Origin of the sequence: Kineococcus sp. G2 (genome assembly GCF_037154035.1) — a bacterium.
In the GTDB taxonomy this organism is placed as follows: Bacteria; Actinomycetota; Actinomycetes; order Actinomycetales; family Kineococcaceae; genus Kineococcus.
The window spans coordinates 1-22,953 of the sequence record NZ_JBBBEM010000128.1 but is presented as its reverse complement, the minus strand read 5'-3'; the positions used below and the strand labels follow the sequence as shown (position 1 = coordinate 22,953).

General features: G+C 76.4%; 23 protein-coding genes and 1 pseudogene. 14 read left to right on the top strand and 10 right to left on the bottom strand.

Annotated features, from left to right (window positions below; translation table 11 throughout):
* Positions 1-166: 166 nt before the first annotated feature.
* From V9U69_RS17515 to V9U69_RS17505, 3 genes are read right to left on the bottom strand one after another with little or no spacing between them, the layout of a single operon-like run.
* Complete coding sequence (locus V9U69_RS17515) at positions 167-1,138, bottom strand: lysylphosphatidylglycerol synthase domain-containing protein (protein WP_337063139.1); 972 nt, start codon at positions 1,136-1,138, stop codon at positions 167-169.
* A 5-nt stretch (positions 1,139-1,143) separates the two neighbouring features.
* The gene (locus V9U69_RS17510) at positions 1,144-3,132 is read right to left on the bottom strand and encodes a glycosyltransferase (protein WP_337063138.1); all 1,989 of its coding nucleotides are present in this window, start codon (positions 3,130-3,132) and stop codon (positions 1,144-1,146) included.
* Entirely contained in the window at positions 3,129-4,118 is a 990-nt protein-coding gene (locus tag V9U69_RS17505) for a glycosyltransferase family 2 protein (protein ID WP_337063137.1), read from the bottom strand. Before V9U69_RS17505 ends, V9U69_RS17510 begins: the two co-directional genes overlap by 4 nt.
* 77 nt (positions 4,119-4,195) lie before the next feature.
* Here V9U69_RS17505 and V9U69_RS17500 point away from each other — a divergent pair, with 77 nt between their 5' ends.
* On the top strand, positions 4,196-4,942 hold the full coding sequence (locus V9U69_RS17500; RefSeq protein WP_337063136.1) for a class I SAM-dependent methyltransferase: 747 nt from the start codon (positions 4,196-4,198) through the stop codon (positions 4,940-4,942).
* Positions 4,943-4,951: 9 nt separating this feature from the next.
* On the opposite strand, the gene V9U69_RS17495 is transcribed toward V9U69_RS17500, so the two are convergent.
* Entirely contained in the window at positions 4,952-7,105 is a 2,154-nt protein-coding gene (locus V9U69_RS17495) for a hypothetical protein (RefSeq protein WP_337063135.1), read from the bottom strand.
* 218 nt (positions 7,106-7,323) lie between these two features.
* Here V9U69_RS17495 and V9U69_RS17490 point away from each other — a divergent pair, with 218 nt between their 5' ends.
* Positions 7,324-8,049, top strand: coding sequence for a TIGR03089 family protein (locus V9U69_RS17490; RefSeq protein WP_337063134.1), 726 nt, complete (start codon positions 7,324-7,326; stop codon positions 8,047-8,049).
* A 2-nt stretch (positions 8,050-8,051) separates the two neighbouring features.
* Entirely contained in the window at positions 8,052-9,161 is a 1,110-nt protein-coding gene (locus V9U69_RS17485; protein WP_337063133.1) for an AbrB family transcriptional regulator, read from the top strand.
* Here V9U69_RS17485 and manA read toward each other — a convergent pair.
* Positions 9,115-10,320, bottom strand: a complete 1,206-nt coding sequence (gene manA / locus V9U69_RS17480; RefSeq protein ID WP_337063132.1) for a mannose-6-phosphate isomerase, class I — start codon at positions 10,318-10,320, stop codon at positions 9,115-9,117. The two genes, V9U69_RS17485 and manA, sit on opposite strands and share 47 nt — an antisense overlap.
* A 477-nt stretch (positions 10,321-10,797) precedes the next feature.
* Between manA and V9U69_RS17475 the strand changes: the two genes are divergently transcribed.
* Positions 10,798-11,385: a glyoxalase superfamily protein gene (locus V9U69_RS17475; protein WP_337063131.1), complete on the top strand. Its 588-nt coding sequence runs from the start codon at positions 10,798-10,800 to the stop codon at positions 11,383-11,385.
* 147 nt (positions 11,386-11,532) lie between these two features.
* Here V9U69_RS17475 and V9U69_RS17470 read toward each other — a convergent pair whose 3' ends face one another.
* The 3 genes from V9U69_RS17470 to V9U69_RS17460 form a co-directional block, all read right to left on the bottom strand.
* Positions 11,533-11,805, bottom strand: a complete 273-nt coding sequence (locus V9U69_RS17470) for a hypothetical protein (RefSeq protein ID WP_337063130.1) — start codon at positions 11,803-11,805, stop codon at positions 11,533-11,535.
* 81 nt (positions 11,806-11,886) lie between these two features.
* On the bottom strand, positions 11,887-12,237 hold the full coding sequence (locus tag V9U69_RS17465) for a type II toxin-antitoxin system PemK/MazF family toxin (RefSeq protein ID WP_442907809.1): 351 nt from the start codon (positions 12,235-12,237) through the stop codon (positions 11,887-11,889).
* Positions 12,234-12,452 carry a ribbon-helix-helix domain-containing protein gene (locus tag V9U69_RS17460; protein WP_337063128.1) on the bottom strand — a complete coding sequence of 73 codons (219 nt, stop codon included), beginning with the start codon at positions 12,450-12,452 and terminating at the stop codon, positions 12,234-12,236. Before V9U69_RS17460 ends, V9U69_RS17465 begins: the two co-directional genes overlap by 4 nt.
* A 132-nt stretch (positions 12,453-12,584) precedes the next feature.
* Between V9U69_RS17460 and V9U69_RS17455 the strand changes: the two genes are divergently transcribed.
* The 3 genes from V9U69_RS17455 (at position 12,585) to galE (ending at position 15,017) form a co-directional block, all read left to right on the top strand.
* Positions 12,585-13,061 (top strand): hypothetical protein, encoded by a 477-nt coding sequence (locus V9U69_RS17455; protein ID WP_337063127.1) that lies wholly within the window; start codon positions 12,585-12,587, stop codon positions 13,059-13,061.
* Between the two features lie 113 nt (positions 13,062-13,174).
* Positions 13,175-13,960 carry a hypothetical protein gene (locus V9U69_RS17450; RefSeq protein ID WP_337063126.1) on the top strand — a complete coding sequence of 262 codons (786 nt, stop codon included), beginning with the start codon at positions 13,175-13,177 and terminating at the stop codon, positions 13,958-13,960.
* 82 nt (positions 13,961-14,042) lie between these two features.
* The gene (gene galE / locus V9U69_RS17445) at positions 14,043-15,017 is read left to right on the top strand and encodes a UDP-glucose 4-epimerase GalE (RefSeq protein ID WP_337063125.1); all 975 of its coding nucleotides are present in this window, start codon (positions 14,043-14,045) and stop codon (positions 15,015-15,017) included.
* Positions 15,018-15,067: 50 nt separating this feature from the next.
* Here the strand turns inward: galE and V9U69_RS17440 are convergent, their stop codons facing one another.
* Positions 15,068-16,003: an AEC family transporter gene (locus V9U69_RS17440; protein ID WP_337063124.1), complete on the bottom strand. Its 936-nt coding sequence runs from the start codon at positions 16,001-16,003 to the stop codon at positions 15,068-15,070.
* Positions 16,004-16,096: 93 nt separating this feature from the next.
* Here V9U69_RS17440 and V9U69_RS17435 point away from each other — a divergent pair, with 93 nt between their 5' ends.
* The 4 genes from V9U69_RS17435 to V9U69_RS17420 all read left to right on the top strand — a co-directional run bounded on the left by V9U69_RS17435 (position 16,097) and on the right by V9U69_RS17420 (position 18,337).
* Positions 16,097-16,792, top strand: a complete 696-nt coding sequence (locus tag V9U69_RS17435; protein WP_337063123.1) for an HAD family hydrolase — start codon at positions 16,097-16,099, stop codon at positions 16,790-16,792.
* A gap of 31 nt (positions 16,793-16,823) precedes the next feature.
* Entirely contained in the window at positions 16,824-17,060 is a 237-nt protein-coding gene (locus V9U69_RS17430) for a hypothetical protein (RefSeq protein WP_337063122.1), read from the top strand.
* Positions 17,061-17,157: 97 nt separating this feature from the next.
* Positions 17,158-17,616, top strand: a complete 459-nt coding sequence (locus V9U69_RS17425) for a hypothetical protein (protein ID WP_337063121.1) — start codon at positions 17,158-17,160, stop codon at positions 17,614-17,616.
* A 154-nt stretch (positions 17,617-17,770) separates the two neighbouring features.
* On the top strand, positions 17,771-18,337 hold the full coding sequence (locus V9U69_RS17420; protein ID WP_337063120.1) for a GrpB family protein: 567 nt from the start codon (positions 17,771-17,773) through the stop codon (positions 18,335-18,337).
* Positions 18,338-18,464: 127 nt separating this feature from the next.
* Here V9U69_RS17420 and V9U69_RS17415 read toward each other — a convergent pair whose 3' ends face one another.
* Complete coding sequence (locus tag V9U69_RS17415) at positions 18,465-19,220, bottom strand: DUF6924 domain-containing protein (RefSeq protein WP_337063119.1); 756 nt, start codon at positions 19,218-19,220, stop codon at positions 18,465-18,467.
* 403 nt (positions 19,221-19,623) lie between these two features.
* Here V9U69_RS17415 and V9U69_RS17410 point away from each other — a divergent pair, with 403 nt between their 5' ends.
* The 3 genes and pseudogenes from V9U69_RS17410 to V9U69_RS17400 form a co-directional block, all read left to right on the top strand.
* On the top strand, positions 19,624-20,379 hold the full coding sequence (locus V9U69_RS17410) for a decaprenylphospho-beta-D-erythro-pentofuranosid-2-ulose 2-reductase (RefSeq protein WP_337063118.1): 756 nt from the start codon (positions 19,624-19,626) through the stop codon (positions 20,377-20,379).
* Positions 20,380-20,512: 133 nt separating this feature from the next.
* Positions 20,513-22,051 (top strand): hypothetical protein, encoded by a 1,539-nt coding sequence (locus V9U69_RS17405; RefSeq protein ID WP_337063117.1) that lies wholly within the window; start codon positions 20,513-20,515, stop codon positions 22,049-22,051.
* A 180-nt stretch (positions 22,052-22,231) separates the two neighbouring features.
* Positions 22,232-22,953 (top strand): annotated as a pseudogene (locus V9U69_RS17400) (hypothetical protein); the annotation flags it as partial.

Genomic DNA, 22,953 nt, shown 5'->3' with positions numbered 1-22,953 from the left:
CGGGCGGGTGCCGGGCCGACACACCATGCCGACACTCACCCGGGCAGACCAAACAGGATCGCCGCGCGTGGCGATTCTTCACACGATCGCAACCTCCCGCCCGCCCCGCCACCCCCTCGGTGATCAAGGAAGTTGCCACTTCCTTGATCACCGCGGGGGTGGGGGGTCAGGAGGTGGGGCGGGAACGGGCGCGGCGCAGGCGGGCCACGGCGCCCGGGGTGGCGGCCAGCGCCGCCAGCGCCAGCAGCAGGTCCGCCGCCGTCAGCAGCACCCGCGAGCCCAGGACCACCACGGCCGGCACCCCGCCACCGGCGGCGAGGGCCACCACCGCGGCCAGGACGACCTCCCGCGCCCCCGCCCCCGCCGGCGCCAGCACCACCAGGAACCCGACGACCCACGCCAGCGCGTAGCCGCCCACCGCCAGCGCCAGCAGCCGGCCCACCGGCCAGCCGGCCCCCAGCGAGCGCACCAGCACGAACACCTGCAGCCCCACCGCCAGCCACGACGCCAGCGCCCAGCCCGCCGAGGCCAGCAGCCCCCGGGCCGTCACCGGGTGCTCCAGCGGCTCCTGCCGCGCCAGCCGCAGCAGCACCCCCAGCAGCCGGTTCAGCACCGCCGGCACCAGCAGCACCAGCAGCAGCGGCACCGCCCAGCGCAGCGCACCCGCCCACGCGCCGCCCGGCACGTCGGCGCCGCGCAGCGCGAGGGGCAGCACGCCCGTCACCAGCAGCCCGGCCGTCGTCATCGACACCAGCAGCGCCACCACCAGCGCCGACCCGGTGCGCCGGCGCGGCACCCCCAGGTCGCGGGCCAGCTCCGCCTGGGCGACGAACTGGAACACGGTGCCCGGCACGTACCGGCCGAGCTGGCCGACGAAGAACACCCGTGCCGCGTCCCGCGCCGCCAGCGGTGAGCCGAGGTCGGCCAGCACCGCGCGCCACGACGCCCCCGACAGCGCCACGTTCGCCACCGACAGCACCAGCGCGGCCAGCACCGCGAGCGCGTCCAGGCGGTGCCAGGCGTCCGCGATCGCGGCGCGCTCGCGCACCAGGTACGCCACCGCCAGGGCGAGGGCGAGCAGCAGGAAGCCGCCGCGCACCCACGGCGAGCGCAGCAGCGCGAGGGCCCGGCCCAGCACGCGGGTCAGCGCCGGCGGAACGTCAGGAGCACGAACGTGTAGTCCAGGCCGGTGCGCGCCCAGTGCACCGGGCGCTCGGGGTGGGCGAGGACGTCGTCGGTCAGCTCCCCCACCAGCTCCAGCCCCACCCGGTCCGCCTGCGCCACCAGCTCGCGCACGCCCGCGGGCGAGAAGATCCGCACCGGGGCGCCGTAGGCGGTGATGCCGGTGGTGTCCGGCGGGTCGGCGTCGTAGTCGGTGGACACGCACAGCACCCCGCCCGGGCGCAGCACCCGCGCGCACTCGGCGAGGAACGCCGGCACCGGCACGCCGTGCTCGATCACCGACAGGCACGTCACCGCGTCCAGCGAGCCGTCCGGCAGGCCGGTGTCGGTGACGTCGCCGTGGCGGAACTCCACCCCGTCGCGGTGCACGGGGGCGCCGAACTCCAGGTTGATGCCCGCCAGCGCCCCCCGCTCGGCGCCGAAGCCGTACAGCCGCAGCCACGGCAGCACCGGCGAGTAGCGGGCGCTGCCGGCGTCCAGCACCCGCGCGGCGCGCGAGCCGTCGTCGGCGAGGGTGAGGACGGCGGCGACCGCGCCCAGGGCGTCCCAGTTCTTCGGGGCGTCCGGGTGCGCGGGCAGGCGCAGGCGCTTCGTCTGCGCCACGGCGTCGGCGACCTCGGCGGCGTCCTGCAGCACCCCGGTGCGCGGCACGCCGCTGGGCACCGGCCGGCGCGCCGGCGGGGCACCCAGCTCGCGGGCGGCCAGCAGCTCACCGGCGCGGCGCTGCACGCCCACCCGGGCCCACAGGGCGTGCTCGGCGCCGCGCTTGGCCACCGCCACCAGCCGCCCACCGGGCGGGGCGGCGGCCGTCGTCCCCCCGGCGGCGCGGCGCAGCGCCGCCAGGTAGCCGAACCACGGCTCCTCCAGGTCGGGGGGCTGCACGCCCTCGCGCAGCCGCTGCAGCCCGCCGTCCGCCAGGCGCAGCAGCCCCTCGGCCAGCGCCGGCACGCTGCCGGGCTCGACGAGGACGCCGTCGACGCCGTCGCGCACCTGCGCGGGGAAGGACCCGGTGCGGGTGGCCACGACCGGCAGGCCGTGCGCGAACGCCAGCAGCGCGTTCTGCGAGGCGGTGGCGGTGCGGTACGGCAGCACCAGCGCGTCGTGCTCGGCCAGCAGCGCCGGCAGCTCCGCGGCGGGCACGTACCCCTCGCGCAGCCGCACGCGCCCGCGCAGGCCGGGGGCGACGGCCAGCTCGCGCACCCGGCGCCCGGCGTCACCCCACAGCTCGCCGGCGATCGTCAGCCGGGCCGAGGGCACCAGGCGCAGCGCCTCCAGGAGCACGTCCACGCCCTTGTACCCGCGCACCACGCCCAGGCTCAGCAGCCGCACCCCGCCGTCGCGCGGCACGTGCGAGCCGGCCGGTCCCGGCAGCGGCGCGCCGCCCGGCAGGTGCGGGGGCAGGTCGGCGACCTCCACGCGCGCAGCGCCCAGGGAGCGGGCCAGCTCCGCCTGGGCGTCGGTGTGCACGAGCACCCCGTCCACGCCGGAGAGCAGCCGGCGCACCAGCAGCGCGTCGCCGGGCCGCGACTCGTGCGGCAGCACGTTGTGCGCCACGACGACGGTGCGGGCGCCCGAGCCCGCCGAGCGCAGCCCGGCGAGCACGCCCAGCAGGGCCGGCACCTGCACCGGCACCACGTGGGTGAGGACCACGAGGTCCGCGGGCGCGATCCGGCGCCCGGTGCGCACCCAGGAGGCCGGCGAGCTCCACACCAGGGAGCGCACCGTGGGCTCGAAGGCGGGCACCTCCGGGACCCCGTCGGGCACCTCCGGGCGCCCCGGGTACAGCGCGACGGGGTACTGCCGCGCCCAGGAGACCAGCTTGACCTCGGCGCCCGGCGCGGCGGCCAGGTGCCGGGCCAGCTCGGTGGTGTGCAGCGCGGTGCCGCCCTTGGCGGGGTGGGCCGGGCCCACCACGACGACGCGGGAACCCGGCCCGCCCGCGCCGCTCACGCGGAGTCCCGCGAGCGCACCACGAGGTCGGCCAGCAGCGCCACCGAGCCGATGAGCAGCCCGGACACCAGCAGCAGCACCGTGTTGGCCGGGAAGTAGAACGCGTGCCGGAACATGTCGGTGACGGCCTTGACGAAGCCGAGGCCGAACAGGAACAGCGCCAGCGGCATCAGCACCCGCAGCGGCTCGAAGTACATGACCATCCGCAGCACCTGCAGGATGTAGCGGTAGGCGTCCTTGACGAAGTGGAACTTCGAGGTGCCCGCGCGCTTGGCGTACGTGGTGGGCACGTACTTCACGTCGTGCTGGTTGCACAGGAACGCCAGCGTGATCGTCGTGACGCAGGAGAAGCCGGGCGGCAGCAGCCGCAGGTACGGCAGCGAGACCGACTTGCGGAAGGCGCGCAGGCCGGAGTTCAGGTCGGGGATGCGCTGGCGGGCCAGCACCTCGGCGACCTTGCGGATGACGAACTTCGCCGGCACCCGCAGCACCTTGTGGGTGCCCTCCTCGGTGGTGCGCGCGCCCACGACCTGGTCGTAGGAGTCGTCCTCCAGCAGCACCCGCACCAGCTCGGGGATGCGCTCGTTCTCGTACGTCATGTCCGCGTCCGTCCACACGACGATCTCGCCGCGGGCCATCTGCGTGCCGATGCGCCGCACCGTGCCGGAGCCGCCGTTGCGCCGGAACGCCACGACCCGCAGGTGCGGGAAGCGGCGCTCGGCCTCGCGCAGCACCGCGAGGGTGCCGTCGCTGGAGGCGTCGTCCACGGCGAGCAGCTCGTACGCCATGCCGTCGGCGTCCATGGCCGCGGTGATCCGCTCGATCTCGAGCAGGACGTGCGCCTCCTCGTTGTAGCAGGGCAGCACGATCGTGGCGACGGGGGGCACGTCCTCCCCCGCCGGGGGCGGCAGCGGGCCGGGGCCGCCTGCGGGCGCCGGCGGGGCGGGCGGGGACGCGACGGCGTCTGCGGGGAGTTCGGGTGCCATGGCGCTGGGGAGCTTACCCACGCCGGACGGGGGTACCCGGCGACGAGCGCCCCCGCGCGACGTGCAGCATGTGCGACGTGGACCCCGACCAGCGCAGGGCGCAGCGCACCGCCCAGGCCCGTTCCTTCGGCGCGGCCGCCGCCGTGTACGAGCGCGCCCGCCCCGGCTACCCCGCCGAGGCCCTGGACTGGGTGCTCCCGCCCGGGGCGCGCCGCGTGCTCGACCTGGGCGCCGGCACCGGCAAGCTCACCCGGCTGCTCGTGGCGCGCGGGCTGGAGGTCGTCGCGGTCGAGCCCACGCCGGGGATGCGCGAGGAGTTCGCGCGCGTGCTGCCGGACGTGGAGGTCCTCGACGGCACCGGCGAGTCGGTGCCGCTGCCCGACGGCAGCGTCGACGCCGTCGTCATGGCGCAGGCGTGGCACTGGGTGGACCCGGACGCCGCGGCCCCGGAGGTGGCGCGGGTGCTGCGCCCCGGCGGGTGGCTGGGGCTGCTGTGGAACGTGCGCGAGACGTCCGTGGACTGGGTGGCGCAGCTGGACCGCACCCTGCCCGGGCCCGGCGAGGAGCAGCTGGGCAGCCTCGCACCGCGCGTGGGCCCGCCGTTCGGGCCGGTGGAGCGCTACGACGTGCGCTGGAACCAGCCGATGACCGTCGAGGGGCTGCTGGAGCTGACGCTCTCGCGCAGCTGGGTCATCACCCTCGACGAGGAGCGCCGCCGGGAGGTGCTGGACGACGTGCGCGCCCAGGCCGAGGAGCGGCTGACGGGCGCGGGGACGCTGGACATGCCGTACGTGACGCGCTGCTCGCGGGCGAAGCTGCCCTGACGCGGCGCCTCAGCCGGCGGGCTCCTCGGCCGGTCCGCCGGCCGGTCCGGGGGCGAGGCCGGTCACCAGCTCCACGGTGATCGCCTGGCCGCCGTCGGGGCGCTCGGTGAGGACCCGCTCGTCCTCGCTGGTGCGCACCCGCGTCACCGTGGTGGGCTCGTCCACCCCCAGCGCGCGCAGCGTGTCCGCGGCCGCGAGGTCGCCGCCGGCGGCGACGAGCACGGGGCGGCCGCCGGCCTCGCGCACCCGCTCCGCCTGCCGCTGCACCGCCGCTCGCAGCACGTCCAGGTACTCCTGCGTGCCGGGCCGGCCCTGGGAGGTCGGCACGACGATCGAGGCGGTGGGCACCCCGCACGTGCCGCGCAGCGCCTGCGGCCACTCGTTGCGCGAGCGCGGGTCCACCGCGAGCGCGACGTCGCCGTCCTCGAAGGAGGCGCACGCCTCGGCGACGGCGGCGAGCTGCCCCCGCTCGGTGCGCTGCCCGGCCAGCGGGGCGGTCGCCACCGCCGCCGGCACGAGCAGCACCGCCGCCCCCGCGGCCCCCACCGCCACCCGCCCCCACCGGGCGGGCGGGACGCGCACCGCCCGCGCGAGGGCGGCGGTGGCCAGCAGCACGACGGCGGGCAGCACCACCGGCACGAAGCGGCGGTCCGCCCACGGGTGGTCGGGGGTGATGCCGGGGCGGTACAGCGTCAGCAGCGTCGAGCCCACGGCCACGACGAACGGCGCCGACCACGCCGGCAGGGGCCCGCGCCCCTGCAGGGCCGGCACGAGGCGCGCCAGCAGCAGCACGGCGGCCGCGCCCGCGGCCACGACCGCCGGCCAGCCCAGGTACCAGGCCAGCCAGTCCACCGAGTGCTCCGCGTAGGTGCGCCCGCCGTCCAGGGGCAGCCCCTGCGCCCGCTGGAGCCCGGCGACGAGCCTGCTGCCGGGGTCGGCGGGGTCCTGGCGCACCACCAGCCACAGCGGCCGGCTGGCCAGCACCACCAGCACCAGAGCCAGCACCCCCGCCAGCGCCGGCCCCAGCCGCGGGCTCGTCAGCCACCGCACCCGCGCGAGCCGGCCGGAGCGCACCAGCCGCAGGCCCAGCCAGGAGGCGGCGCCCAGGGCGGCGAGCGCGGCCACCAGCGGCAGCAGGGAACCGGCGATGGTGCCGAGGTAGGGCCGCGAGTACGTCACCGCGGCGGCGGCGGCCAGCACGGACGTGACCGCGGTGCCGGCCAGCAGGGCGCGCGCGGCCGGGTGCCGCAGCGCGGCCAGGCCCGCCACCACGGGCAGCAGCAGCGCCACCTCGCGCAGGTAGTCGATGCGCACGAACCCGCACGCGCCCAGCAGCAGGCCCGCGCCGCCGCCCAGGCGCGCGGAGAGCGCGGGGGTGCCCGTCGCCGCGGTGGCCGCGACGAGGACGGAGGCGGCCGCGGTGAGCACCAGCAGCGCGGGCACCTCCGAGTACGTGGAGCGGTTCACGTGCAGCACCGGCTGGGCCAGCGCGAACACCGCCACGGCCAGGGGCGCCCAGCGGGGCCCCACCAGGCGCGCGGCCAGCCCGGCCACCGTCAGCAGGGCGGCGACGGCCACCACCGCCGGCGCCAGCAGCAGCCCCTCCCAGCCGGCGGCCCACTCCCCCAGCGAGTACAGCGCGGGCGCGCCGAGCAGGAACTGCGGCACGACGTCGGTGCCGACCTCGTAGAAGGCGGGGCTGGCGATCGTCACGTTCGGGTCGGCGAGCGCCTGCGCGCCGCCGAGCGCGGCGAGCGAGGGGTCCACGGGCAGGCCGTGGTGGGTGGCGAGGTGGTGCGCGTAGAGGGCCTGCGAGCCGGCGTCGCGGCGCAGCACGACGTGCTCGGCGCGGGTCAGCGCCGCCCACAGGCCGCCGCCCGCAGCCACGGCCGCGCTGAGCAGCGCCGCCCACGCGGGGGTCGCGACGACCGGCACCGCCCACGCCAGGCGCCCGGCGAGCGCGGCGGCGACCAGGCACACCGGCACCGCGGTCCACGGCGCCCACAGGTCCGCCAGCACCAGGGGCACGGCCACCGCGGTGACCGCGGCGACGGCGGCGGCCAGCACCACCGGGACCCGCGTCAGCAGCACCCCCGCCCAGGCGGGCTCGGGGTGCGCGGCGCGGTCGGCGGGAGCGGCGTCGGCGCGGGGGGCTGCGGGCACCCCGGGACGCTAGCGGCTCCCGCCGACGAGCCCGCGCACCGCGCCCCCACCCCGGTGCCCCCGGCACCCACCTCCCACCCCTCCGTGATCAAGGAAGTGGCAACTTCCTTGATCACGGAGGGGTGGGAGGGCGACGAGGCGCAGGGCGGGCCCGGGGCGGGCTGGGCGGGTGGCACGGCCGGCGGGTGAGGACCCGGCGCCGCACGTAGCGTGGGGGCGTGCCACCCACCACCGCGCGCTCGGTGCCCGCGCTGCTGCAGACGCTCCTCGCCGACGACCCCACCGCCCCGCGCCTGACCTTCTACGGCGAGCGGTACGCCGAGACGGGCGAGCGCGTGGAGCTGTCCGCGCGGGTGCTCGTCAACTGGGTGGCCAAGACGGCGAACCTGCTGGAGGAGGAGTTCGACGCCGGCCCCGGCACCCGCGTCGCCCTGGACCTGCCCGCGCACTGGCGCACCCTCGTGTGGCAGCTGGCGGTGCTGTCCACCGGTGCGCACGCCCTGACCGGTGCGAGCGCGGACGCCGACGTCCTCGTCTCCGCGGACACCGCGGCCCTCGCGGACGGCCCCGCCGACCGGGTGGCCGTGTCCCTGGCCCCGCTGGCCACGTCGTTCGGGGCGGCGCTGCCGGCCGGGGTGCTGGACTACGCGCGCGTGGTCACCGGCTACGGCGACGTCCACGCGCCGCTCGCGCAGCCGGCGCCCGACGACGGCGCCCTGGACGACCTCGCGCACGGCTCCCTGCTGGGCGAGGCGGCCGCCGCGGGTGCGGCGTGGCCGGTGCGCGTGCGGCTGCTCACCGACGTCGGTCCCGCCGGCACCGTGCGCGGGCCGCTGGCGGCGTGGTGCCGCGGCGGCTCGGTGGTGCTGACCCCGGACCTGGGGACGCTGCCGGGGACGGTGGCCGAGCAGGAACGGGTGGACGCGCGGCTGCCGCGCACCTGAGCGTGCAGCGCGCTCCCCGCGCGCCGCTGGCGCGCACCCTCGGGCACGCCCTGGTGCTGGCGGCGGCGACCGCGGCCGCCTCGGCGGGGCTGGCCGCCCTGGGGCTGCCGTCGCCGGCGCTGTTCGCCGGGCTGCTCGTGGGCCTGCTGGACGCGCTGGCGCTGCCCCGCGCGCTCGAGCTGCCCCGCGGCACGGGCACCGCCGCGCAGGCCGCCGTCGGCGTGACGATCGGCACGCTCGTGCAGCTGTCGACGCTGGCCGCGCTCGGTGAGCACTGGCTGCCGGTGCTGCTGGTGACGCTGGGCACGCTGGTGCTGAGCCTGGGCACCGGCGCGCTGCTGGGCCGGCACCGCGACGTGGATCCGGTCACCGGTGCGTTCGCGCTGGTGGCGGGGGGCGCCGGCGGCCTGGTGGTGATGGCCCGCCAGCTGGGCGCGGACGAGCGGGTCGTGGCGGTCGTGCAGTACCTGCGGGTGCTGGTGGTGGTGCTGTCGCTGCCGGTGGTGCTGCACCTGGTGTTCGGGGTGCGCGCGCAGGAGGCGGCGCCGGCCGCGGACGGCGGCCCGCCGTGGGCGGGTCCGCTGCTGGTGGCGGTGTGCGGGGCGGCGGGGGCGTGGCTGGGCCGGCGCGCGCACCTGCCGGCGGCGCCGCTGCTGGGGCCGATGCTGCTGGCGGCGGTGCTGTCGCTGGGCGGCCTGGCCGACGGCGTGCGGGTGCCGGGGGCGCTGGAGGCGGTGGCGTACGCGCTCATCGGCCTGCAGGTGGGCCTGCGGTTCACGCCCGCGTCCCTGGCGAGCGCGGCGCGGGTGCTGCCGGCGGCGCTGGCGCTCATCGCGGTCGGCGTCGCGGGCAGCGCGGGGCTTGCGGCGCTGCTGTCGGCGGCGACGGGCCTGCCGCTGCTGGACACCTACCTGGCGACCACGCCCGGCGGGCTGTACGCGGTGCTGGCCGCGGCGGTCGGCTCGGGCGCGGACGCCACGTTCGTGCTGAGCGTGCAGGTGCTGCGGCTGCTGGTGATGCTGCTGGCGGCGCCGGTGCTGGCGCGCGCCCTGGCGTCGGGGCGGTTCAGGCGCCGCCGGGGGTCGCCGCCACCAGGGTCCCCGCGCCGGTGACGGTCAGCGGGTGCTCGGCGGCGGTGGCGAACGCGGAGCGCCCGCGGGTGAGGACGACCTCCCCGGCGGTGGACGCCACCCGCACCTCGCCCTGGAGGCACAGCAGGGAGCGCGGCACCGGCCGCTCCCACGCGGTGCTCTCGCCGGGGCGCGCGTCGAGCACGGTGAGGGCGAAGTCGTCGACGTCGGCGGGCGCGAACACCGTCTCGCGCCCGGAGGGGCGGTGCGGTGCCAGCAGCGGCGGGGGCAGGACCCGGAAGTCGAGCACGCGCAGCAGCTCGGGCACGTCGACGTGCTTGGGGGTCAGGCCGCCGCGCAGGACGTTGTCGGAGCTGGCCATGAGCTCCACGCCGGTGCCCGACAGGTAGGCGTGCACGTTGCCCGCCGGCAGGTACAGCGCCTCCCCCGGCGCCAGGCGCACCTGGTTCAGCAGGGTGGACACCAGCACGCCCGCGTCGCCGGGGTGGTGCTCGGCCAGCAGGACGACGCAGCGGGCGGAGTCGTCGTCGACGTCGCGGCAGGCGGTGGCGACGGCACCGGCCAGCGGTGCGGCGGCCTCCTCGCCGGCCCGCAGCAGCCGGGCGGTGGCGGCGCGCAGCGCGGCGCTCTCGTCGGTGCCGGCGAGGTCGGCGAGCAGGCCGGCGAGCAGGCCGGCCGCGGCGGGCGGCAGCTGGGGCAGGTCGAGCCCGGCGAGCAGCTCGCGGGCCGCGGCGGGCGGGCGGAAGCCGGCCATGGCGGCGAACGGCTCCAGCGCGTACAGCAGCTCCGGCTTGTGCTCGTCGTCGCGGTAGAGCCGGTGGGGAGCGTCCAGCGGGACGCCGGCGGCCTCCTCCTCGGCGTGGCGGCGCTGCGCGGTGGCGCGGTCGGGGTGCGCCTGCAGGGACAGCGGCGCACCCGCGGAGAGCACCTTCAGCAGGAAGCCGAGGCGGTCGCGGCGGCGGTGCGGGCCGAGCGCTCCGGCGGGGTCGGCGGCGACGACCTCGTCCAGCGGGCGCGCCGGCCCGCCCGCGGCGGGCACCGCCGTGGACGGTGCCGCGGGGTGGGCGCCGATCCACAACTCCGCCTGCGGGCGGCCGTCGGGCGCGGTGCCCAGCAGTTCGGGGATCGCGTGCGCGGTCCCCCACGCGTAGGGCTGGACGCGGTTCTCCAGGACGAACACGCGGCGAGCCTAGGGCCTGTCCTACGGATCTTGGCGGAGCTGGATGATCTTCCGCTCATGCCGATGTCGTGACGTCCTCCCTGATGGTGATCTTGCACCGTTGAGCCCTCAACGGTGCAAGATCACCGCGGGGTGCCGGACGGTCTCGCTGCAGACCACCACCGACATGCTTGAGCAGCGACGGCCCACGCCGGCGTGTTCGCTCCCGCCTGCAGCACCGCTGTCCGCCGCGGCTCCGAACGCACGGTCATCCCGCGTTGTGCGCGTCTGACGATCTGCGGATGTCGTGCGGTCGTGGATCTGGGCAGGCGTCGCTGCGGTGGCTACCCTGCTGGTGGCTCGGTGCAGCCTGCCGCTCGCGCCCTCCGGGGTCTGGTGAATGCACCGCTGGGTCCAGCCTCCCGCGGCTTCCCGGACGCGGCAGCAGCCGGCAACGCGAGCACCCGGCACAGCACCTGCCGCCCAGGAAGGCCCACCATGACCCCATCCTCGGCCCCGTCGTCGGCCCCGTCGTCGACCCCTCCCGCCCGCGCCAAGGACCTGGCCAAGCTGCTGCGCAGTGACCTGAGCGCCGCCGGCATCGACGTCCCCCACTCCCTGGCCCTGGAACTCATCGCCCACCAGCACGGCGCCCGGGACTGGAACACCTTCGCCGCCACGGCAGGCGCGTACATCGCGGCCGCGCCCGTGCAGGCGCCGGCGTTCGCTCCTGGTGTCCCGGTGCTGCGGGTGATGTCCGTCGAGGTGGCGTTGGGCTTCTACCGGGACTACCTCGGCTTCACCCTGGACTGGGAGCACCGCTTCGAGGCCGGCTTCCCGCTGTACGTGCAGGTCTCGCGCGGGCAGACGGTGCTGCACCTGTCTGAGCACTACGGGGACGGCAGTCCTCACGGCGTCGTGTGGATCGCGGTGGCCGACGTCCACGCCCTGCACGCCGAGCTGCACTCTCACCCCGCCGCGCCCTTGCGACCAGGGGTGGACATCGATTTCCCCGGCGGGCCGACCATGGAGGTCATCGACCCCTACGGCAACGTCCTGCGCTTCTGCCAGCCAGACGGCAGCTGAGAGCCAGACAGCAGCAGAGCGAGGAGCGACGTGCGACCTTGCCGCATCTGGGCGCGGTCACGGCCGGTCTACGACTTCACGGTCATCCCGTGTTGTGCGCGCTCCTGCATGACGTCGCTTCTCCCTGCACCGGCCCCCACCACCGGGTCACAGCACAGCGATGCTCACGACGACCAGGGCCACCATCACCACGGCGAGCACCACGCTCACCACCCGCACCGCACGGCTCCGCTTCCCCCAAGGCAGCATCAGGTCCGCCCCCACCACGAGGAGCGCGCAGCTCGACACCACCTCACCTGGACTGCTCGTCTTCACGAGCAACACGACCGCGAGGAACACGAGCACGACGCCGACGCAGGCCCTGAAGCCGAAGCGCCCCTGCTCGGCGGGGGATGCCTTCTGGGCCTGCTCAGTGCTCATCCCCAGATGCTTGCAGACTTCGACGGCGGTGACGACGACCTTCCGGTCATCCCGCGATGAGGGTCGCTCTCGTCACCGGCCTCACAGAGCCAAGTGCAGCCGCAAGGCGTCGTCGAGGGCGTCCAACGCCCCGAACGGCAACCGCCCCAACGCCGGCCCCAGCCGGTCCACCGAGACGGCGCGGACCTGCTCGGCCTGGGCCTTGGAGTCGACGTGCAGTCCGGTGTCCTGAGCGGTGAGCAGGACCTGGAAGGGGAACACCCTGGCGGTGTCGCTGGTCACCGGGACCACGGTGACCACGCCTCGGCCCAGGCGCTCAGCGACCGCGTTGGCCCGGTCGTTGCTGACCACGATCGCGGGCCGGCGCTTGTTCGCCTCACTGCCCTGAACGGGGTCGACGTCGACGAGGCGGACTTCTCCGCGACGCATCAGCGCAGTCCGTCAGCGGTGGCGCCTTCCCACACCTCGCGGTCTCCGGAGTCGTCCCAGTCCTTCCAGGCGGCGGCGTAGTCCTGTTCCAGCTGCTGGTGGGTCAGGGCCCGGACGGCCCGCTGGATCGCTGCCGATCGAGACGGCAGACCGGCCTGGCGGACGTGCTCGTCGAGGGCGGCGACGTCGGCGTCGGACAGGCTGATGCTGAGCTTCACGAGCCGATGCTACTGAAGTAGCAACACTGATACCACCGTCCGGTCACCCCGCCGTCATGGACGTCACCGACCGCCCGGATCTGCCGATTTCAGGGCGTTGCTCCTGGGCATGATCGCCACGAGAGTGGAGCCATGCCGCGACGTTGGGTCCCCGCCATCCCACCGGACGACACCGGCGTCCTCGTGCACGGCCCACTGCTTCTCAGCCAGGAACCCGGCATCCGCGCCGAACTGGACCACGTTCAAGCCCACGGCCAGCCCGCCGGCCTGATGCTGCACCTGCACCTGCACCTGCACGCCGAGACCGCTGCGCGGCACCTGCCCGCCGGTCCCCGTGTGGACTCGAACTCGGTCGGCGTTGGAGCTGAGGGCTCCAAGCCGGTGCTGCGCGTGGCGCTCAACGACCTCGCCGACCAGGTCCACCCCAAGACGTACTCGACCCGCACCTTCGAGGACACCGCCACCGGCGAGGCCCGCCTCACCATGCAGGTGAGCTACTGGATCGATGAGCTGCCTGCCGATGGCCGCGCGCACCTGAGCATCTCCTGGCCGCAAGCAGGGCTGCCCGAAACCGCCCGCACCCTCGTCCTAGCTCTACCTGACCGCTGAGCTCGTCTTGCGGTCATCCCGCGATCCGGTGCTCCTCATGAGGCAAGAGCCTCTGACGGGACCCATCGGTACGTCACAGTGGTCAGGCGACCGGCGAGGAGGAAGGGGTCAGCATGGGTGGGCGAGCACAGCTGGCCTGGCGGATCACCGCGCTCACCGTCGTGCTGCACGCTCTCACCAGCTGCGCCACCAGCCCCACCAGCGGCACCTCTAGCTCACCCACCCGGCACCCCGAGCCGGCGCTCGTGCTCACGCCCGCCCAAGAACGCGCCGTCGCCGCGCTGAGGGCGCCCTCCCGCTCCCGCCGCGGCAACCCCCTGGCCATGCTGGAGACCACCCGCGACCTGCTGGGCACCCCCCCCCTGCCGTGCGCGCAGGTCGCCGAGCACCTGGGCATCGCCCTGCCCACCTTCCCCTTCCTGCAGCAGCGCGGCTTCACCACCGCCTGCGGCAGCTGGGAAGGCGCCGACCTCTTCGAGCACCCGGTGCCCTCAGCATCAAGCCCGCCCCCACCCTCAGCCGACCTCCACAGCGTGGGCATCGCTTACCTGCCCTCCGACGTGGACCTCGAGCGCACCCCCTTCCACGAGGCCCGCCGCCGGGGGCTGGTGTGGATGACGATCGAGTACGGCGGCTGCATCGCTCAACCGTCCGCGGTCGCCGAAGACGGGTCGGGCACCGACCGCAGCGTCGCTGAGAAGCTGTCTCGTGCGGACCGCACCAGGCTGAGGTGGCGCAACGGCAGTGCCCTGGGCGTGCAGTACAGGGAGCCCGGCTACACCCGCCTGGCCTGGCGCAGCACCGCCGTCAACCACATCTTTCGCGTCAGCGTCAACGTTCCCGGCGACCCCGTCGCCGGGGTTGCCCTGCTCCGCGAAGGCGTCGACATCCCGACCTGATCAGCAGGCCGGCCCACGACAACGGCATAGTGCTCGAGGACGCACCCCTTCGACGGACGGGCGGGTGGATACGCTCGCGACCATGAGCGTTCTGGTGACGGGCGGTGCGGGTTTCATCGGTTCCCACGTGGTGCGGCTGCTGCAGCAGCGCGGTGAGCGCGTCGTGGTGGTCGACGACCTGTCCAACGGACGGGCCGAGCGCGTCGGGGACGCCCCGCTGGTGCAGCTCGACCTGGCCGCGGAGCGGGCGCCGGAGGTGCTGCGCGGGGCGTTCGCGGAGCACTCCGTCGACGCCGTGGTCCACTTCGCCGCGCGCAAGCAGGTCGGCGAGTCCGTCGAGCAGCCGGCCCGGTACTGGCAGCAGAACGTCGGCGGTCAGGCGAACCTGCTGCAGGCGATGCAGGACGCGGGCGTGGGCCGGCTGGTGTTCTCCTCCTCCGCCGCCACCTACGGCGCCCCGCAGGTGGCCGTGGTGCGCGAGGACGGCCCCGCCGAGCCGATCAACCCGTACGGGCAGACGAAGCTCGTGGGCGAGTGGATGAACCGCGCCGCGGGGGTGGCGTGGGGGTTGCGCTCGGCGAACCTGCGCTACTTCAACGTCGCCGGGGCGGGCTGGCCGGACCTGGGCGACTCGGTCGTCATGAACCTCATCCCCATCGTGTTCACCGCGCTGGACGCCGGCCGCGCGCCGGTGGTGTTCGGCGACGACTACCCCACCCCGGACGGCAGCTGCGTGCGCGACTACGTGCACGTGCTGGACCTGGCGGAGGCGCACCTGGCGGCGCTGGACCACCTGGCGGGCGACGCGGCCGGTGAGGGCCACGACGTCTTCAACGTCGGCACCGGCACGGGCGCCTCGGTGTTCGAGGTGCTGCAGGTGGTGCGGGAGGTCACGGGGATCGACGTGCAGCCGGAGGTGCGTGCCCGGCGCGCCGGCGACCCGCCGCAGCTGGTCGCCGACGTCTCGCGCATCCGCGACGAGCTGGGCTGGACGGCCTCGAAGGGGCTGCGCGACACCGTCGCCTCCGCGTGGGAGGCGTGGCGCGCCGGCCGCTGACGCCCGCGGCGCCGGCCCGGCCGCGGGGCCGGTTCAGCCGTGCAGCCGGTTCAGCCGTGCGGCACGAGGACGCTGATGAGCAGCACCACCGGCACGCACAGCACCGTGGTGGCCAGCACGGTGTCGCGGGCCAGCTCCACCCCGGCGCCGTAGCGCACCGCGAAGGTGAAGACGTTCTGCGCCGTGGGCAGGGCCGCCACCACGGTGGCGGCGTACGTGCCGGCGGCGCCGACCCCCAGCCCCCACCGGGCCGTCGCGTACGTCACCGCGGGCTGGACGAACGCCTTCAGCGCGGTGGCCAGCAGGACGTCGGCGCGCCGCCAGCCCGCCGAGACGCGCCCGTGCAGGGACATGCCGAACGCCAGCAGCGCCCCGGGCACGGCGAGCCCGCCCAGCAGCTCCAGGGGGCGGTCCAGCGCGGTGGGCAGGTGCGTCCCGGTGGCGCTCAGCGCCAGCCCGGCGGCACCGGCCAGCAGGACCGGGTTGAGCAGGGGTGCGACCAGGCGGCGCGCGCGGGCGGCGCGGCCCGGTGCCCGCTCGCGCTGCCCGGTCACGTCCAGCACCGCCAGCGCCACCGGGGACAGCACCACCATCTGCAGCAGCAGGGCCGGCAGCACGGCCGTCAGGTCGTCCAGGACGTACGCGGCCACCGGCAGCCCGATGTTGACGGCGTTGACGTAGCAGGAGGCGAGGGCCCCGATCACGGCCTCGCGCACCCCCAGGCGCAGGCGCCGGCGCGCCAGGACCCACCACAGCGCGGCGCAGGCGGTGACCCCGGCGCCGGTGAGCACCACCTGCCCGGACAGCAGCTCGCCGGGGTCGGTGCCGGCGAGGGTGCGCACCAGCAGCGCGGGCGTGCCCACGAAGAACACCAGCCGGGAGACGACGGTCTGCGCGTCCGGGCCGAGGGCGCCGCTGCGCCCCAGGAGGTAGCCGACGGCCACGACGCACGCCACGACGGCGAAGCCGGTGAGGATCCCGCTCACGGGCGGCGGCCCGGGAGGGCGGGGGTGCGGGGCACGCCCCGAGGCTAGGCCGCGCCCGGGAGCGCGCGGCGACCGCTCCCTACCCTGACCCCCGTGACGCTGCGAGCCGTGGTCTTCGACCTCGACGGCACCCTGTTCGACCACCCCACCGCCGCCCTGGCGGGTCTGCGCACCTGGGTCGCCTCGCTGGGGCGCACCTGCACCGCCGAGCTGGAGGCCGCCTGGCTGGAGGCGGAGGAGCGCCACTTCCGCGCCTGGCGCGACGGGGAGGTCACGTTCGCCGAGCAGCGCCGGCGTCGCCTGCGCGACCTGCTGCCGCTGCTGGACCTGCCCGTCGGCGACGACGCCGCGCTCGACGCCCTCTTCACCGACGGCTTCCTGCGCGCCTACGAGCGGGCGTGGGCCGGCTACGACGACGCCGCGCCGGCGGTGCGCGCCGTGCGGGCGGCCGGGCTGCGCACCGCGGTGCTGACCAACGGCACCGAGCAGCAGCAGAGCGCCAAGGTCGCGGCCATCGGCCTGACCGGTCTCCTCGGCCCCGTCCTGACGGCCGAGGGGCTCGGGGTGGCCAAGCCCCACCCGGGTGCCTTCCGCGCGGTGTGCGAGCACCTGGGCCTGCCCCCCGGCGAGGTCCTGTACGTGGGCGACGACCACGAGGTCGACGTCCTGGCCGCCCGCGCCGCCGGCCTGCGCGCCGTCCACCTGGACCGCACCGGCACCGCCGCGTCGCGGGAGGCCGCCCGCATCACCACGCTGCTGGACCTGACCGCCCACCTGGGACCCGCCTGACCGCTCCCCCGGGCGCGGCACACTGGTCACCGTGGCGAGGCAACCCTGGTGGAGAGCGACGAAGACGCTGGAGCAGTCCAAGCGTTCCGGGATCACCTACCTGGTGATCGCCGCGCTGGCGTGGACGCTGGCGCACGACGACGGCAGCCCCCTCCTGTGGCTCGTCAAGATCACCTTCACGCTGGTGGGGGTGTACTTCCTCAGCGCCTGGTACGTCCGGCGCTCCCGCGAGCCGCAGGGAACGGACCAGCCGCCCACCGCGGGGTGACCGGGTCGGGCGCCCGACCCGGAGGGACGGGAGCGGAGGTGCGGGCCCTGCGGACGGTCGTGGCCGAGATCGGGGACTTCCTCGGCACCCTGACCAGGTGACCGATCGCCGTCCGGACCTCGCCGACGACCCGGGACCGTTCACGTCGCTGCTGCGCGTCGAGCACGACACCACCCCTCTGCCCAGCCAGCGCCTGCCGCGCCCGGGCCCGGTCACCGACGCTGAGGACGAGCAGCTGGCCACCTTGCGCCGGCGGGTCGTCGAGCCCGTCGTCCACGCCCTGCTGCGCCCCGAGGAGGTCGAGCACCTCAGCGTCCACTGGGGCGTCGACGGGCGAGCCGGTGACGTGTGGGTGCAGCTCGACGCCCCCGGCGACCGCTACACCGACCAGCTGCCCTCGCCCTGGTGGCAGCCCGAGCCGTTCGAGCTGGACCCACCCGCCTCGGAGGCGGGGATCGCCGAGCACCTGGCCGACCGCCTGCAGGACTGGATCGCCGAATCGGCCTTCGGCTGGGGACAGCTGCGGCCGATCACCCACCGACTGCCTCGGGACTGAGCCGGCACCCGGTCATCCCTGCGGGCTCAGGCGGTCAGTGCGACCCTCCGGCACGGACGTCGCAGTCGTGAACCGCACCCCCGCCGGGGGGCGAGCGCGAACGGGGCGTCAGCCGGGCACGCGCCACCCGGTCGCGCACCGCGATGATGTCCGCGTGAGCAGGAGCCGCGGGCCGCGCCGACCGGACGTCACCACGGTCGAACTGGTGGGGGGTGCCGAGGCGCTCGAACTGGAACTGCACGAGCACGACGAGCGGTGGGCAGGCACCTACCTCGAGCACCGGGCGCGGATCCGGGCCGCCCTCCCGGCGGTGGGCGCCGGGATCGAGCACATCGGTTCCACGTCCGTTCCCGGGCTGGCAGCCAAACCGATCGTCGACATCGTGGTCACGGTGGACGACATCACCGCCGAGGAGGACCACCTCGATCCCCTGCTGGCTGCGGGGTACGAACTGCGGGTCCGCGAACCGGGGCACCGCCTCGTGCGCACACCGGCGCGCGACGTCCACGTGCACCTCTACGAGCACGGCGACCCCGCTGTGGACGAGTACCTCCTCCTGCGCGACCACCTCCGCTCCGACGCCGACGACCGCGCCCTGTACGAGAACACCAAGAGGGCTCTGCTCAGCCAGCGCTGGGACGACACGAACGACTACGCCGACGCCAAGACCGACGTCATCCTGGAGATCAAGGAACGAGCGAGGAAAGCTCGCGGACGGTGAGCACGCGGGTCGCTCCCGCCGGCGCACCCTCAGGGGTGCGTCCGACAGGACCTCCCGGCGCTCCTCACGCCGCCCGGGCCTGCCGCAGCGCCCGCCCGCAACACCACCACCCGTCCACCGCCGGCGATCAGGCGAAGCCCCGGAAGACCCCGTCGGGACCGGTGGAACCCGCGAAGTCCTCCCAGTCCATGTTCGCGATCGACAGGTTGTTCTCCACCGACGCCAGAGCCTCCGGCGCCACGCGCAACTCCTGGACCACGCCGTCGCCGACCTGCAGCACCAGCAGCGGCATCTCCGGCGCGGACAGCGCCGTCGCGTCGGCGAGCACGAGCAGCACGTGCGGTGGAGCAGCCGCCACCACGTCGGCGACGGACGCACCCGCCCACCGCTGGTGCTCGACGGTGCTCAGGTGGGGCACGAACCCCTCCGGGCTCGGCGTCCGCAGAGCGCCCACCAACGCCTCCCACTGCGGCTGGCGGGTGAAGTCGGTGCGGATCAGCAGTGATCCCCGATCCGCCGGCAAGTCCCCGGACGCCGCCAGCGCGTCGTCCTCGGCCATCACCTGCCGCAGCCGCTCGTCCTCGGCCCGTCGCGCGTCCTCCTGCGACCACCCCTGCGCCTCCTGAGCCAGGGCCGCCAGCCGCTCCTGCTCGGCCTGCGGGTCCGGGGTGCTCTCCCGCGCGCACAACCAGATCTCCCCCTCCGCCACACCCTCCGGCGGTTCGCACCCCGCCCCCGGGTCGTCGGCCCAGAAGGAGTCCGAGCCCACCGTCGGGGTCTCGGCCTCGCCCCGCTCTGCGGTGGAGGTCCTCACCGGGTCGGTCGGGGAACCGCAGGCGGTGATCGTCACCAGCAGGGCGCTCAGGAGCAGGACGCGACGCACCCCGCGAGTCTGCTCGACGACCGGTGGCCGGAGAAGGCGACCCCTCGGCCTCGCCCCGCCCGGAGCAGCGAGCGCCCACCGCACGGCCGCCCCGACCAGGGCCGTCGACGACTTCACGCTCACGTCGCGCCACCTCGCGTCCTCGTCGATGCCGTGAGACCCCCTCCCGTGGTGATCCTGCACGGTCGAGGGATCGACCACGCAAGATCGCCACGGGGGTGGAGGACGCGGAGCCCCCGGACGGCTGGCCCGCCCCGGGGGCCGCGGTCGGGCGGTGCGCGCGCCGACGGCACCGGGCGGCGGCGTTGCTAGGGTCGGACGGCCCGTCCGGGTGCCCGGACCCGGTGGCCCGACGGCCGGGCCGGCCCACCGCACCCCGTCCCGACCCGCCTGGAGACGCTCCGTGATCGACGCCCTCGGCAACCCCCGCTCCGTGCTGCTGCTCGGCGGCACCTCGGACATCGGCCTCGCCGTCGTGGAGCGGCTGAGCCCGCAGCGGCCGGTCGAGGTGACGCTGGCCGCCCGCCCCGGCGAGCGCCGCGACGCGGCCGTGGACCGCCTGCACCGGCGCGGGCACGCGGTGCGCACCGTGGACTTCGAGGCCACCGACACCGCCTCGCACGAGCGGGTCGTCGCCGAGGCGTTCGAGGCCGGCGACGTGGACGTCACCGTGCTGGCGTTCGGGGTGCTGGGCGACAACGAGGAGTCCTGGCAGGACGCGGACGCCGCCGCGCTGATCGCGACCGTGAACTACACCGCCCCGGTGCGCCTGGGCGTGCTGCTGTCGCAGCGGCTGCGCGAGCAGGGCCACGGCGTGCTGGTGGCGCTGTCGTCGGTGGCGGGCGAGCGCGCACGCCGCTCCAACTTCGTCTACGGCTCCTCCAAGGCGGGCTTCGACGCGTTCTTCACGGGGCTGCGCGAGGCGCTGCGCCCGTCGGGCGTGCGGGTCGTCGTGGTGCGCCCCGGCTTCGTCACCACGAAGATGACGGAGGGGCTGAAGCCGGCCCCGCTGTCCGTGTCCGCGGAGCAGGTGGCGGAGGTCGCCGTCGACGCCGTGCGCACCGGCAAGGAGACCGTGTGGGCTCCGGAGCCGATGCGCTGGGTGATGTCGGCCCTGCGCCACGTCCCGGCGCCCGTGTTCCGCAGGCTGCCGCTGTGACGGCTGCGCGCGCCGGGCGGCCCCGGGCACGGTGACGAGCGGAGCGGATCTGAGCACCCAGGCAGGCACGGCCCGGCTGGGCTCGCGCGTCCCGCGGGCCCGGCGGCACCCGGCGGCCCCGGGGCGCCCGCCGGTGGCGGTGCGGGCCCGCGCGTCCTCGCGGCTGCCGGACGCGCTGGTGGGGCTGGCGGCGGGCCTGGTGGCCCTGGCGGTCTTCGCCTGGCGGGTGGGCGCGCCCAGCGCGTGGCGCGACGAGGCGGTCACGGTGGCGGTGGCGCGCCGCTCGGCGGAGCAGGTCTGGCGGCTGGTGCAGGACGTGGACCTGGTGCACGCGCCGTTCTACTTCCTCGTGCACGCCCTGTTCGGCTCGTCGGCGACGGTGGAGCAGGCGCGCTGGCCGTCGGTGCTGGCGGCGGCGGCGACGGCACCGCTGCTGCACGGGCTGGGCCGGCGACTGGCGCTGGTGGGCGCCGGGCCGCGCACCGCACGGCTGACGGGCGCGACGGCGGCGGCGCTGTGGGTGGCGACACCCCTGGTGAGCCGGTACGCGCAGGAGGCGCGCCCGTACGCGCTGGCGACCCTGGTGGCGACAGCCTCCGCGTACCTGCTGGTGCGCGGCAGCGGCTCGCCGCGGCGCGGCTGGTGGGCCGGGTACGCGCTGAGCCTGCCGCTGCTGGCGGCGCTGAACACGCTGGCGCTGATGGTGCTGCCCGCGCACGCCGGGTGGCTGCTGCTGGCCGGGCGGGGCGCGCACGGGCGGCCGGTGCGGCGCCGGGGCGCGACGGCCGCGGGCGCGGGGCTGCTGCTGGCGGCGCCCCTGGTGGCGTGGCAGAGCACCCAGCACGGGCAGGTGGCGTTCCTGCGCCCTCCGACGCTGGACCTGCTGGGCGGGCACGTGGTGTTCGCGCTGGGCTCGCCGGTGACGGTGGCGCTCGCGGCGGTGGTCGTGGCCGTGGCGGTGCGGCGCGCGCGCTCGCGGGCGCTGCTGGCAGTCGGCCTGCTGTGGGGAGCGGCGCCGGTGCCGGCGCTGTGGCTGCTGTCCCAGGTGCACCCGCTGTGGACGACGCGCTACCTGGTGGTGGTGGCGCCGGGCACGTGCCTGCTGCTGGCGGCGGCGGTGACCGCGGCGCTGCCGCGCGCGGTGCTCTCCCGGCGCGGGTGGGTGCGGGCGGCGCCCGCGGCGGTGGCGGTGGTCCTGGTGGCGGGCACGGCCCTGCCGGGGCTGCGGATGCAGCTGGTGTTCCGCGACCCGCAGCTGGGGCACGCCGAGGACATGGACGGTGCCGCGGCGCACGTGGCCGAGCACGCCCGCCCCGGCGACGGGTTGCTGTTCGTGCCGGACGGCGAGTACCGCTACCGGGTGCTGACGCAGCTGCACCCGGACGCGTTCGCGGGGCTGCGGGACCTGGCGCTGGCGGAGCCGGCGGCGCCGTCGGCGACCCTGGTGGGCGTGCCGGTGCCGCCGGAGGAGCTGGCGGGGGCGATGGAGGGCGTGCAGCGGGTGTGGGTGGTCGGCGGGACCGGGCCGCTAGTGACGGCGAGCGAGCAGGACCGCGAGACGGTGCGGTTGCTGCAGGAGGGGTACCGGCTGGCGCAGGAGCGGCACCTGCGCGCGTTCGCGGTGCGCCTGTACGTCTCCCACGACGCCCCGGGAGCCGTGCTGGCGGGCTGAGGCGACGCACCGGTTCCCCCCGCGTCGTTCACATCGCCTCCACTCTCGTCTAGCTTTCCTCCCTGGTGGAGCGTCGCCGACCGGCGGCCCCGAGAACCCGACGGACGGAGCGCCCCGGCGATGACCCCTGACCCGCTGCGACGACGGACCCCTCAGGCCCCGCGCCGCGGTGCGGCCCCGGTGAGCCGCCGCGCCGCCCTGGCCGGCACCGGTGCGGGGCTGCTGACGCTGCTGGTGGCGCCCGCGGCCCAGGCGGCCCCGGCCGCCGTGGGCGCCTCGGGCCTGACGAGCGCCTCGGCGCTGCCGCTGCCGGTGACGGGCTCGACCCGTTCGCTGCCGCTGGTCGCCGGGCGGCGGGCGACGGGGCCGCTGCTGCGCAGCGCCCCGGGCGGGGGCGCGGCGAGCGAGGCGCCCGCCGGGGAGGCGGGGGCGGCCGGTGCCGCGGAGCTGACCGAGATCACCGTGGACGTCGCCGGCGGCAGCGTGGTGGGCGTGGTGCTGCGCGACGGCGCGCCGGTGGCGTCCGGGGAGGACCCCGGGCCGGTGTCGGTGCGGGTGCGCCGGGCGGGCGGTGAGTGGGGCGCCTGGACGCCGCTGCCGCTGGTGGACGACGCCCCCGACGGCGCCGACGGTGCGGTGGTGCTGGCCACGGAGCCGCTGTGGACGGGCGAGCTGGGCGACGCCGAGGTGCAGGTGCGGCTGCGCGCCGCGGAGGCGGGCGCGGCCCGCCTGGAGGTCGTGGACCCCGGGGTGCGCGAGGCCGACGCGGCCGCGTCGGCGGGCGCGCTCGGCGCGCCCCCCGCCGCGGCGGGGGGCGCGCAGGCGGAAGGGGTGCGCGAGCTGCTGGTGGCGCCGGAGCCGGCCGGGGGTGAGCGGGTCACCCTGGCCCAGCCCACCATCCG